Genomic DNA, 13,602 nt, shown 5'->3' on the forward strand with positions numbered 1-13,602 from the left:
TTCAAACTTGATTACTATAGTTTAATAATTATTTTTTATACTTAATTACTCCACCTTTTACAGTTGCAAGTATATCTCCATAGAATTCCATTCCCTCAAATGGAGTATTTTTACCCTTTGATGCAAATTCACTGCTACTTACTTTAATTTTAGTATCTGTATCTACTAGTACTAAGTCACCTTCTACTCCAACACTTATTTTACCTTTATTCATTCCAAGAAGGTTAGCTGGATTGTATGACATAAGTTTACTTAATGTATTTAAGCTTATATTATTTTTCTTAACTAAATTTGTGTAGCAAATTGCAAATGCAGTTTCAAGTCCTACCATTCCTGGTGATCCTTTTTTCTTTTCTTCTAGCGTATGAGGTGCATGATCTGTTCCTATTGTATCTACCATCCCAAGCTTTATTGCATTTATAATTGCTTCCACATCTTCTTTTTCTCTTATTGGTGGATTAACTCTATAGTCATTTACATCTCTTGTTAAACCTATATGATGAGGTGTAACTTCAAGTGTAACATTTGCACCACTCATTTTTGCATCTATTATATACTTAATAGCTTCCTTTGTACTTACATGACACATATGTAATCTTGCACCACTTAATTTGGCAAGTTCCACATCTCTCATTGTCATCATGTTTTCTGCTATTCTCATATCTACTTTTGAAAATTCCGGACTTTCTGCATGAGACATTATGATCCAGTTATTTTCCTTAGCTATTTTCATAGCTTCAAGCATTGTATTTGAATTTGATACTCCAACTCCATCATCTGATAGGGCTTTAACTCCTTTATCATCTTTTAATTCTTCTAAATGACTTAATGTTACTCCATCAAAGTTCTTTGTAACTGATGGACATTGATGTATATCTATTAAATCTAATTCTTTAGATTTATTTCTAACATAATCTAATGTTTCTTTTGTAGAACATATTGGGTTAGTATTTGCCATAGTACATACGCCAGTATACCCACCTCTTAATGCTGCTCTAGAACCTGTTTCAATGTCTTCCTTCCATGTAAGCCCTGGGTCTCTAAAATGTGTATGTGTATCAATAAATGATGGCATTATTGTTTTGCCATGACAATCCAATATTTCTACTCCATCCTTTTCTATTTTAGAAGCAATTTCTTTTATTAATCCGTTCTCAATATATATATCACCATGAAAATCTTGAGTTACATCTATTATTCTTGCATTTTTAATTAATAATCCCATAACATCTAGCTCCTATTAATTTATTATTAGTTTTCGCTTAACTTTGTTATTACATCACAGTATTCACATCTATATCTTCCATTTTCCTCATCCACTAATATAAATGAATGTGGAACATATTCTTCTACCTTAGTTATACAGCTTGGATTTTTACATTTTATTATATTGTGTACTTTATTAGGAAGACTTGGTTTTACTTTTCTAACAATCTGTTCATTTTTTACTTCACATATTGTTATTTTAGGTGAAAGTAATGCTAAAGTTGTATAATCTATTTCACCACAGTTTTCTATTTTGATTATGTCTTTCTTACCCAATTTTTTACTATCTGCATTTATTATTAATGCTACACTATAATCACTTTTATCTAACTCTAAATAGTTAAATATCTTTATTCCAAGACCTGCTTCAATATGATCTATTACTATACCATTTTTTATACTAGTTATTTCTAACATCTACATCACCCCTAATAGTTTAATCATAAGCGCCATTCTTACATACATTCCATATTCAGCTTGCTTAAAATAAGAAGCTCTTTCATCTTCATCTACTTCATATGCAATTTCATTAACTCTTGGAAGTGGGTGCATAACTATCATCTCTTTTTTAGCTAAATCCATTTTTGCTTTATCTAATATATAACTGTCTTTTAATCTTAAATATTCTTCTTCATTAAAGAATCTTTCTTTTTGAACTCTTGTCATATATAAAATATCTAAATCTTGTATAACATCTTCAAGTTTTTCAACTTCAACATATTCTATATTATTTTTTTCTAATACTTCTTCTCTTATATATTGTGGGATTGCAAGTTCTTTAGGTGATATTAAGACAAACTTGTTTCCTGAATATCTTGACATTGCTTTTATTAAGGAATGAACAGTTCTACCAAACTTTAAGTCTCCACAAATTCCTATAGTATGATTCTTAAGGCCTTGCTTTAAGCTTGTTATTGTTAGTAAATCTGCTAATGTTTGAGTTGGATGCTGATGTCCACCATCTCCTGCATTTATAATAGGTACACTAGAATAAAGGCTTGCAACTTTTGCTGATCCTTCTTTTGGATGCCTCATTGCAATTATATCTGAATATATTGATACCATTTTTATAGTATCAGCTAATGTTTCTCCTTTAGATATTGACGTAGAACTTGGTTCTGAAAATCCTAAAATCTTTCCTCCAAGTCTCATCATAGCTGCTTCAAAACTTAATCTTGTTCTTGTACTTGGTTCATAAAATAATGTTCCTAAGATTTTTCCATCACATATATGTGCAAAATCTTCTGGACTTTTCATTATTTTGTTTGCTAAACTAAATAATTCGTCTAGCTCTTCAACAGTAAAATCTCTTGGCTCTATTAAATGTCTAATTTCTCTTGTCATTTTAATCACTCCTTCGTAACCTCTCTGTGTTAATTTAAAGGGAATATTTCAATTATCATTTATCAATTGTCAATGATCAATTTAAGCTGAAATTCCAATAGAATTTCTTAAATTATATTTTTTATTTTGCTTAGGCAAAATCATCTTCAATTGATAATTGAGTATTTAAAATTGATTATAAATATGTAAAAAACCTTCCTTATTAATAAAGGAAGGCATAATAATCCTGTGTTTTTGGCATTACATTACTTCCTTATTGATCTCTCAGTATCAAATTAAAGGTTTTTCTTTGTGTAAGGATACCACTTCTTTTATTGCCTGTCAATATGCAATTAGATTAATATATTAATAATTTATAATATTTACATATTATAAAAAAACAACAGATAAACTAATTAAATTTATCTGTTGTTTTTTGGGCAAAATCAATAAATATCTTTTTAAATAAATATCTATTTAATATTTTAATTCAAATATATTACCTAAAAATTATTAGTTACGTTATCCCACATCATCTTTCCACATTTAGCAAGTGTAACTGTACCGTAAACACTATTTGGTATTCCCATTGATAAAACAGTGAAAGTATATGTTCCCTTTTGGAGATGAATTAAAGCTGTATCATTTTCAACTCCAGATTTATCACCAGTTTTGCTTGATATGTCATATTTCAAATCATCTGGAATATAAAGAGCTAATTTATTTTTCATTTGTTGTCTTTGTAAAATATCTGCAAGCATTATGCTATCTTTTTCATTCAAAAAAGTAGAATTATATAGATGCTTCCATACTTTAGATAAATCTAACGCACTTGTGATATTTTCAATTCCACTACTTGCGGCTCTTTCATCTGAAGTCTTCCTATTTAATTTTGTATTTTTTAATCCCATGGCATCTATATCTTCATTAATATTATCTATTCCAACTATATCGATTAATTTATTAGCTGCTGTATTATCACTTTGTATAAGCATTGCGACTAATAATTCAAATATTGTATATTCTCTATTATCAAATTCATGTAGTATTCCTGTACCATAAACTTTATCTTCTTCTTCTATCTTTATTTTATCTAAAAAGGATGCTTTTCCTTTTTCAACATATTTAATAACTGACATTGCTATTGGGAGCTTCATACATCCAGCACTTGTCATTTGCACATTTTCATTATATCCAAAACTATATCCACTTTCTAAATCCTCAAAAAAGAATGCATATGTTCCAATTCTAGTTTCTAAATATCTTTTTATTTCTTTCATAAAAGTCACCACTTTCTAAATAGTCTTAATTATCACTTGGCTTATTATTTCAATTAATCTGCAAAGCAAATGCCTATCTTTTTAGCAACTGTAACAAGTTCTCCATTTGGATCTACCTTTTTATTGTTTCCTATTACATTTTCTAAGCTATCATAAGTTACTTCATTACCTTTTAAACATACCATACTGCCAAACTTGCCTTGTTCTATAAGTTCTACAGCTGCCACACCATATCTTGTTGATAATATTCTATCAAATGTACATGTAGTTCCACCTCTTTGAATATGCCCAAGAACTGTACATCTAACTTCTCTTCCATTAACTAATTTCTCCAAATCTTCTGCTAGTTTATTTCCAATTCCACCAAGTCTAATTGGATCAGGACTATCTTCTACAATTTTAGCTACTATAACATCTCCATCTTTTGATTTAGCACCTTCAGCAACTACTATTATTGTAAATAACTTTCCTTGACTTTTTCTCTCCTCTACCTTCTCTACAATTTTGTTAATATCATATGGAATTTCAGGTAATAAAATCACATCTGCTGAACCAGCTATTCCTGATTCTAAAGCTATAAATCCTGCATTTCTTCCCATTACTTCAAGTATCATTATTCTATGATGCGATTCTGCTGTTGTATGGAGTCTGTCTAAAGCTTCAGTCGCAATATCTATTGATGTATTAAATCCAAATGTAATATCAGTTGAACCCAAGTCATTATCTATAGTTTTGGGAACTCCTATGACTTTAATACCTTTTCTTGCAAAATCTCTTGCAGATGTTAATGTTCCATCTCCGCCAATAACTATTAAGACGTCAACACCTTCTTTTTTCATATTATCAACTGCTACATCCGATACATCTTTTTTTACCATATTGCCATCTTCTTCTACAAGGTAGTCAAATAAATTATCTTTATTTGAGCTATATAGTATAGTTCCTCCCCTAGGAAGAAGGCCTGATACTGTTTTCAAATCTAGTTTTATGAAATCATTATTATATAATCCTCTATACCCAAATTTATATCCTATAACTTCATATCCATAATTTAAAATTGCTGACCTTGTAACTGCTCTTATAACTGCATTTAATCCGGGGCAATCTCCACCACCAGTGAGTAATGCTATTTTTTTAATACCATTTGCCATATAAACTTCCCCCTATACCACATTTTTTGCTGCAAGAAAATAAAATTTTTATAATATTATTTATTTTCTGACTATTTTTTAAACTTCTTTACCATATCAATAAAACTAACCATACAAATTCTTCCTGGTATACGATTACTTCCATTTATTTTATGATATCACAAACTTTATTATATGAAAAGCATTAATTTACATAATATTCTTTATTTTATTAAAATCTAATTTTCATCCAATATATCCCTTTAAAGATTCTACCTTTTATAATATAATCCTTTAATTCTTTTTAGAACTAAATAAAAAAATAACTGTAAATTCTTATTTTAATAATTTTACAGTTATTTTTTTATTTTTTTATTTTTTTATTAATTTAAACTGAAATAGCTCCAAATGCTAAAAGTATAGTAAATACAATTGCAGCACCTATTCTATAAACAGCAAATACTCTCATAGGTCTCTTCTGTAAGTAAGCTATGAACTTTCTCATAACTACTAATGCAACTATAAATGCAACAATGAAACCAATTATAAGTGCAATAACATTTGTCATATTCATAAGACTATAATCAAACTTTACAAGTTTTAAAGTTGATGATCCAACCATTGCAGGAATAGCTAAGAAAAATGAAAACTCAGCAGCTATAGTAGTTGAAAAACCTGTAATCCACCCACCCATTATAGTTGATGCACTTCTTGACATTCCTGGCCACATAGCTAGGCATTGGAATAACCCTACAATAAATGATTGAGTAGGATTTATTCTATCTATATCCTTAACAGCATGCTTTTTTCTTCTATATTTATTTTCAATAACTATTAATAATATACCTCCAACTAAGAATCCAACAACAACAGCCCATGGAGAAAATAGTTTTTCTTCAATATAATCATCGAAGAGTAAACCAAAAAACATAGCTGGAATAGAACCAACTATAATGTTAATTCCAAATCTAAATCCAACTTTTCCTTCTTGACCTTTAGTAAATATATATTTAAAAAATTCAATAACACTATTCTTTATCTTCTCCCAATATATAACGACAACTGCCAATATAGCTCCTAATTGAATAACTACATTAAACATGTCTACAAACTTCTTAGGTTCTGAAAAACCTATAATACTTGATGTCAAAATCAAATGTCCTGTAGATGATACAGGAATAAATTCAGTTAAACCTTCCACTATTGCTACAATTATAGCTTTAATTATAAATAAAATATCTAATCCCACTATCTAGTTCACTCTCTTTCTCTGCCATATTAAAATTTTACATTATTATTTTTCTCTATTAATTTCAACACTGCTTATTGGTGTTTGACCATCTAAAGATAACTCTATTGAAGTTTTTCCCTTTTTAAGTTCAGTATTTGTATAACTATTTATTTTTTCATATCCTTTTCCATCTATATTTACATAGCATTCTTTAATTACACCACTATCCTTAAATCCAGCAATTATTACTTCTGTCATATTTTCATTACTTTCTTCATTTTTAGAATTTATTAAAGATAAAATTAAATAAGCCTTTTCATCTCTACCTATTCTTCCCTCATACGGACTTTTTTCGAATAATTTAGTTTCTTCAGTAAATATTGTTGGAGGAGCAAATCCATTAATGTATTTAAGTTCTAATGCATCTTTATCTTTTAAATAAGTAACATAACTATTACTCTTATCATAAAGAATAGTATTATCAATTTGTAAAGAATATGAATCTAAATATTTCTTTAATTTATTTTTATAATCCTTTTGGCTTGACTTCCCTAAATATGAAACATCTTTAAAATTATTTGTAAGTACCTCAATTGCAGATAGTTTAGTATCTCCATTTACAAAGTATCCTTGATCTATACAATCCACAGCAATCCACTTACCATACTCTCTACTCCAAAACTCCACAATGTAATATTGTGACTTCTCTTTAAATTGAGCATTTTTACTTCTATAAATTCCAACACGACTCTTAATTCCAATAGAGCTTAACATATCTCTTGTTATTATTGCCAGGTCTTTATTAGATACTTTCTTTCCATCCCCCTTTTCGACTAGTATATCATAAGCACTATTCAAATTTTTACTTTCTATATCATCATATTCTACTATTTTGTTTACTATATTAGTAATCTTTATTGCTTTGTCTAAATCAGTTTTTTCATCTTTTGTAGCTTCTTTTAAATGATATGTATCTTCTAAAAATTTTATCTTATCACTTGAAAAATCTTCATAAAAAAATACTATATTACTTTCATTATAATAATTATCCCATTTTTCAACTTTAATACCTTTATAGCTCATCTGATTAACAATACCAAGTAATGCTCCACCAAAGACCACTACTGTTCCAAGGATAATTTTAAATATATTTGCTTTCATTGTACTCATATAAATTCCATCCCCTAAATATTAATATGTAATAATATCCCCCCTGAAGAACACTATTTAGACAATTAAATAAAATAACAAGCCAAAAATGCACTGTTTTTATTATATAACATAAAGTTATGTGTATTTATAACAAATTTATTAAATAATATAATAAAAATCAAAAATGCATTAATGACATGTTATTTGTATATAGTAATTATTCCAATTACTATTTTTCACCTGTTAATAAAATTTCATTTTCTTCTTTTGAATATTTGCTTAACTCATCAACTCTTAATTAACCATGTATTTTAATAAAATAATTTAAAATCTGTTAATGTCAAAGCACTATTACTATTTCCTTCAATAGCTTTTACCCTATTATAATTATCAGTTATTATTTTTCTTTGCTCATCTGTTGTATTTTCATCCATTCCATCATATGCGGCCTTAAGATTTGTTAGAGCTCTAGATACATTTTTTTCAACAATAATATAGTAACATCCTGCATTATTTAAATTTAAAACATCATCCTTATCTTTTGCATATCCTTCTCTTATAGCCTTTATAGCTGAATCATTCTTCTCTTCTGTTAAATATATTGATCCTAATGCTCTGTAATATTGTGATTTTGTACTATCAATTTTTATGGCTTTATTTAATAGTTCTACTGCTTCATCTATTCTTTGTGTATTAACTTTTATAATAGCCATATCATAAAGTATATCGGCATCTTTTGGATTAATTTTTGATGCAAATTCATAATAATACAATGCTTTATTGCTGTCTTTAAGTACACTTGAATAGTAATCTGCCATTTTTAATATTAATCCATAATTATATGGCTCTTTTTCTAATGCTATCCTTAAATATGGTTCTTCAAGCTCATTTTGTTTAAGTGCATCCATTATTTTTGGAAGCATAACACTATAATTGGCTGCATAATCTCTATTCAATAATATACTTTCTTTACATGAATTTAATGCTGATTCATATTCTGACAAGTTATATTCATTTATTGCTTTTGCATAAGAGCCAACATAAGATTCTTTATATTCTTCATATATCCCATTTAATATTGATTTTGATTCCTTTGTTTTACCCAATTCATTATATACATCAGCTTTTATAAAACTAATATTTAAATTTTCAATATTTTTTTCTTCTAATTCTGATATTAATTTATCTGCTTCATTTAAAGTCTTAGAATCTAAAGAATATAACTTTGCTAGCCATACTTTATAAATTGTTTCATCTTTATTTTCTTCAGATAATTTTTTTACTTCGGTTAATATATATTCTTTGTTATTTGAATATATTTGCTCTAGCACATTTAGAATTTCTAAATTATCATTATCCATATTCCATGCTTCTTTTAATAATTCTAATGATTTCTCATAATTATTAGTTAATGCATTCATATCCGCTAATTTAGTTAAGTCACTACTAGTTATTTCATTAGTCGGATATGTACTTAAAATCATTTTAGCATTATTAACTTTATTGTTAAGCATATAAACCATAAACATTGTGTTCATTATATTTTTATCATCTGGATATTCTTCTAAAAATACTTCTCCGTATTCTAAAGCTTTTTCACTGTCTCCATTTATCATTGAGGTAAATAATATATCATTTAATAATTTTTTATCTTCTTCTATATGTTTTTCTTTTCCATCAGCATCTATAATCTTATTTCTTTTTTCATAAACGCTTTGAAGAACATCATTTGACTTTATAAAGTCACCTTGAATGGAGTAAATCTTTGCTATTTCCATTTCATAAGATGGCCATTGTTCTTTTTCTTGTAATATTGTATACTCAGCTATAGCATTATCATATTTTTTCTCATAAACTAAAGCTTCTGCTGAATTATTTGCTATAGATACTGGTTCCTCTTCTTTCATTATAAACTTAGTACATACCGCTATTGCCAGTGCTATACTTATGTAAACTATAATATATATAAACGAATTCATCCATTGTTTCGAGTTTGTATTTATATCCTTCTTCCCTTTATGATTATTTTCTTTTTGCATTATATTAATCACACCTCATTATTTTTATATTTAGATATAACCATCTTTAGTGTAACAAAAATTCAAATAAAAATCTACTTTTTTGCACGATTCATCTCTTTATACTATTTTTTATAAGATTTATTGATTAATATTTTATATGTTTTACTTTATTTTTACTAAATCATCAATAGTTTTTAATAGGTATTTTAAAAAATAAAATAAAGATATATACAATATCATAATATTTAAATTATTTTGACACTGTATATATCTTTAGATATATATTTGTATTAAACATTAAATCTGAAGTTAACTACGTCTCCATCTTGCATTATATAATCTTTACCTTCTAATCTAAATTTACCATGTTCTTTAGCAGCAGCTTCTGAACCACATTCAACTAGATCATCATATCCAATAACTTCAGCTCTTATGAAACCTCTTTCAATATCTGAGTGGATCTTACCAGCTGCTTGTGGTGCTTTAGTTCCTCTTTTTATAGTCCATGCTCTAACTTCTTGAACTCCAGCAGTTAAGAAACTCATAAGTCCAAGTAACTTATAACTTGCTTCTATAAGCTGATCAAGTCCTGATTCTTCAAGTCCATATTCTTTAAGCATTTCTGCTTTTTCATCATCTTCAAGCCCTGACATTTCTTCTTCTATCTTGGCACTTACAACCATTGTTCCTGAATTTTCAGTCTCTGCATATTCTTTTACTTTCTTAACATAATCATTTTCAAAGTTACCTTCCATAACATCATCTTCACTTATGTTACATGCATATAAAACTGGTTTTGAAGTAATTAAGAACAGACTCTTAACAAATACCATTTCATCGTCAGTAAATTCTATTGTTCTAGCTGGTTTATTTGATTCTAGTTGTTCCTTAATTCTCTCCATGATACCATATTCATATTTTGCAGTTTTATCGCCTGATCTTGCAAGCTTAACTGTCTTTTCCATTCTTCTCTCTAGTATTTCCAAATCTGAAAAGATCAATTCTAAGTTTATTGTTTCAATATCTCTTATAGGATCAACAGAACCATCAACATGAACAACATTTCCATCATCAAAACATCTTACAACATGAACGATGGCATTAACTTCTCTTATGTTTGATAAGAATTTATTTCCTAAGCCTTCACCCTTTGAAGCTCCTTTTACTAATCCTGCTATATCATAAAACTCTATTGCTGTGTATACTTTCTTCTTTGTATTATACATTTTTTCTAAAACATCTAATCTTTTATCTGGTACACTTACTACACCAACATTTGGTTCAATTGTACAGAACGGATAGTTTGCAGATTCTGCACCTGCCTTTGTTATTGCATTAAAAAGTGTGCTTTTACCTACGTTTGGTAAACCTACTATACCTAATTTCATTATATGTACATTCCTTTCCAACTTTTAATATACCTTATGAAATTATACTCTAGTGGGCTATTTATTTCAATAACTATACACTAAAATCTCCAAGTTTATGACTTCATAAACTGCAACAATTCTTATAAATATATTATTTATAAAATTTGATTAATGCAAAAGATTTAATTAAGTTTCTCAATCCCACTTTAAAACATTACTTCAATCAGTTTTTAATGATCATTCTAGTTTTTAGGAACATTTGAAAAATTATTTGCCATATTACCCAAGGATTTTCAACAAAATTCTGACTATTTTTAATATTATCTACAAATAATATATGTATATTACATTAGAGAGAGTTATAATATAAATATAACCACTATATATGATTGAGGGTGATAATAATGAAATTATTAAAAAAAACAACTTGTATTACAATGCTTTTTAATTTCTTTATGACTTCAACACTTTTACCAGTATATGCTGCTGACACCAATGAATTAAATTGGTATTACATGGCTAAAGGTAAAGGAAATGTCGCTGAACAGCCTAAAGAATCTGCAGATTTTTTGAAAGACTGTGCTGGTTATTATGTAGGAGATACAACTCAAAAAGTGATATATCTTACATTTGATGAAGGTTATGAAAATGGAAATACTGGAAAAATATTAGATATATTAAAAGAAGTTGAAGTACCTGCTGCATTCTTTGTAACTAAGCCATATATTGATTCACAGCCTGATTTAATTAAAAGAATGGTAAATGAAGGTCATATCGTTGGTAATCATTCAGTTCATCATCCTTCTATGGCTTCAATACATGATAAAGAAAAATTTAAAGCTGAATTTACTGGTGTAGAAGAAGCATATAAAAATCTTATCGGATCTGATATGCCAAAATATTTTAGACCTCCAATGGGAAAATACTCTAAGCAATCATTAGAAATGACTAAAGAGCTTGGATACAAAACTATCTTTTGGAGTTTTGCATATAAAGACTGGCTAGTTAATTCACAACCATCTGAAAGTTATGCTATTGAAAAAATAACTAATGGTGGTCATCCTGGCTGCATAATGCTTTTACATGCAGTTTCTATTACTAATACTAATGTTTTAAAAACTGTTATAGAATCTCTAAAAGCAGATGGATATGTATTTAAATCATTAGATTATTTAGATAATTCTAATGAGACTGAAGCTGAAGCACAAGCTAAATTTAACTATGCTCCACAAAAAATACTTGCTCAGCAATACACAACTATTAATCAATAATATAAAACAAGCGTGGCGATGCCACGCTTGTTTTAGTGAAAAAGTAAAAGTGAAGAGTTAAAAGTAAAAAATTAAATCCATTATTTTTTCACCCATCACTGTTCTCTCTTGACTTATTTCCTAATTTCTATTTCTTTAACTTCTTTGCTTACCTTTACACTTTTATTAAACTTCAATATAGTATCTCTTAGTTTTGCTAAATCATTTAATGAATATTCACTTGTGCAAATATCATATTTTTTACTCTTAGAATCCTTTTTCTTACCTGTAGCACTAAAAGAAATAGTTAAAAACTTTTTGTTTTTCTCCTTATTTTCTTCACCTTTTCTTAGTGAAAGATTACTGATTTCAGAATATTTTATTGATTGTGTTAATTCTTTATTTTTATAGAATTCAACTTTATTTTCCCCTATTTTAATATCCCTGCTATATTCAACCCATACTGAAAGTAAAGTTATAATTCCTGTTACTACAAAAATCCACATTGCTAAGCTTTTTATTCCTTCTGGAATTACCCATACTAATCCGAATACGATTTCTGCGATTCCAACCGAGATCATAAAACTATTTTTTTTCTTTATTGTAATAGGATATTTTAATTCTTCCACTATTTTTCCCCCTTATAAGATATACTATTTAAATGCTATTCCATAATAAAAAGTTTATCATTTTATATTACATAATACAACATTTGTTATTTTTATTTTTTTATAAATAATGAATTATTTTATTTAATATATACAAACTATATTTGAGAGAGGATGTGTTTTTCATGAGTAATAAACCTTACGTTGGTAATCCCATACAAAAAGGCAATAGACGACGAAAGATTCACGATCATCAAGACAATGTTGGTGATCCCCAAAACAAACCAGAGTACAAAAATTTTGATGGTAAGGAAATAAAGTAATCATATTTTGCATTAAAATAAGCACCACTAAAATTAGTAGTGCTCAGTTTGTAGACAAAAGAGGGTAAATGAAATTTGCATTTACCCCTTTTGTTATTATTAATAGAATTTTTTCTATATTTTTCATTAAATTGGCCAATAAATTGTCCGAACCGGTAGGCAATAGTCCATTCCGATCCAGCCATGTGGCTAATTTTTTTAAATTCATGCATGCAAATAAGAGGTTAAGCTCCATCTTAACCTTTTTTATTCCACGATATTGTGTATATCTCATACCATGCTTTTCTTTTGCATCCGCAAATACACGTTCAATTGTTTGACTTCGTAACATATAGATTTCTTTCATACCTTTTATATGTCTTATATCTTCTACTTGCTCCATGTATTCTTCCCAAACATGCCTGCATATTACTTTTACATGATTTTTACTTTGAGTACATTGATTAAGAAATGGACAATTAGCGCAAGTCTTTTTGTTACTTTTATATTCTTTATAACCGTCTCTATTAGTTGTAGAATATTTTAATATTTGGTTATTAGGGCAAATATAACAATCATAGTATTCATCATAAGCATAGTCATATTTTTTGAAGAATCCTTGTTTAGTCATAGGGCGTTTATAAGGCATTATTGGTGTCTTTCCATCAT

The 13,602-nt window shown here is 27.8% G+C and carries 13 protein-coding genes; 2 read left to right on the forward strand and 11 right to left on the reverse strand.

Translation table 11 applies throughout. The features are described from left to right. Positions 1–28: 28 nt before the first annotated feature. The 9 genes from BN2920_RS16695 to ychF form a co-directional block, all read right to left on the reverse strand. Positions 29–1,225 carry a dihydroorotase gene (locus BN2920_RS16695; protein ID WP_058296111.1) on the reverse strand — a complete coding sequence of 399 codons (1,197 nt, stop codon included), beginning with the start codon at positions 1,223–1,225 and terminating at the stop codon, positions 29–31. Positions 1,226–1,251: 26 nt separating this feature from the next. Continuing rightward, entirely contained in the window at positions 1,252–1,683 is a 432-nt protein-coding gene (locus BN2920_RS16700) for an aspartate carbamoyltransferase regulatory subunit (RefSeq protein ID WP_058296112.1), read from the reverse strand. After that, positions 1,684–2,610, reverse strand: a complete 927-nt coding sequence (gene pyrB / locus BN2920_RS16705) for an aspartate carbamoyltransferase (RefSeq protein WP_058296113.1) — start codon at positions 2,608–2,610, stop codon at positions 1,684–1,686. A gap of 482 nt (positions 2,611–3,092) precedes the next feature. Beyond that, positions 3,093–3,869, reverse strand: a complete 777-nt coding sequence (locus BN2920_RS16710; RefSeq protein WP_058296114.1) for a serine hydrolase — start codon at positions 3,867–3,869, stop codon at positions 3,093–3,095. Between the two features lie 53 nt (positions 3,870–3,922). Beyond that, complete coding sequence (locus BN2920_RS16715; protein WP_058296115.1) at positions 3,923–5,020, reverse strand: 6-phosphofructokinase; 1,098 nt, start codon at positions 5,018–5,020, stop codon at positions 3,923–3,925. Between the two features lie 367 nt (positions 5,021–5,387). Beyond that, on the reverse strand, positions 5,388–6,248 hold the full coding sequence (locus BN2920_RS16720) for an undecaprenyl-diphosphate phosphatase (protein WP_058296116.1): 861 nt from the start codon (positions 6,246–6,248) through the stop codon (positions 5,388–5,390). A gap of 45 nt (positions 6,249–6,293) precedes the next feature. Next, positions 6,294–7,400: a transglutaminase domain-containing protein gene (locus tag BN2920_RS16725; protein WP_058296117.1), complete on the reverse strand. Its 1,107-nt coding sequence runs from the start codon at positions 7,398–7,400 to the stop codon at positions 6,294–6,296. A gap of 293 nt (positions 7,401–7,693) precedes the next feature. Next, positions 7,694–9,421, reverse strand: a complete 1,728-nt coding sequence (locus tag BN2920_RS16730) for a tetratricopeptide repeat protein (protein WP_058296118.1) — start codon at positions 9,419–9,421, stop codon at positions 7,694–7,696. A gap of 272 nt (positions 9,422–9,693) precedes the next feature. Beyond that, on the reverse strand, positions 9,694–10,791 hold the full coding sequence (gene ychF, locus BN2920_RS16735) for a redox-regulated ATPase YchF (RefSeq protein WP_058296119.1): 1,098 nt from the start codon (positions 10,789–10,791) through the stop codon (positions 9,694–9,696). A gap of 419 nt (positions 10,792–11,210) precedes the next feature. On the opposite strand from ychF, the gene pdaA reads away from it, so the two are divergent. Further along, complete coding sequence (gene pdaA / locus BN2920_RS16740) at positions 11,211–12,044, forward strand: delta-lactam-biosynthetic de-N-acetylase (RefSeq protein ID WP_242868465.1); 834 nt, start codon at positions 11,211–11,213, stop codon at positions 12,042–12,044. Between the two features lie 113 nt (positions 12,045–12,157). Here pdaA and BN2920_RS16745 read toward each other — a convergent pair whose 3' ends face one another. Continuing rightward, positions 12,158–12,652: a hypothetical protein gene (locus BN2920_RS16745; protein WP_058296120.1), complete on the reverse strand. Its 495-nt coding sequence runs from the start codon at positions 12,650–12,652 to the stop codon at positions 12,158–12,160. A 164-nt stretch (positions 12,653–12,816) separates the two neighbouring features. On the opposite strand from BN2920_RS16745, the gene BN2920_RS22430 reads away from it, so the two are divergent. Beyond that, positions 12,817–12,954: a clostri-philic family protein gene (locus BN2920_RS22430; protein WP_230143753.1), complete on the forward strand. Its 138-nt coding sequence runs from the start codon at positions 12,817–12,819 to the stop codon at positions 12,952–12,954. Positions 12,955–12,997: 43 nt separating this feature from the next. Here BN2920_RS22430 and BN2920_RS16750 read toward each other — a convergent pair. After that, the coding region (locus BN2920_RS16750; protein WP_198157496.1) for a transposase at positions 12,998–13,602 on the reverse strand (605 nt) is incomplete at its 5' end.

Origin of the sequence: Clostridium neonatale (genome assembly GCF_001458595.1) — a bacterium.
GTDB classification, from domain to species: domain Bacteria; phylum Bacillota; class Clostridia; order Clostridiales; family Clostridiaceae; genus Clostridium; species Clostridium neonatale.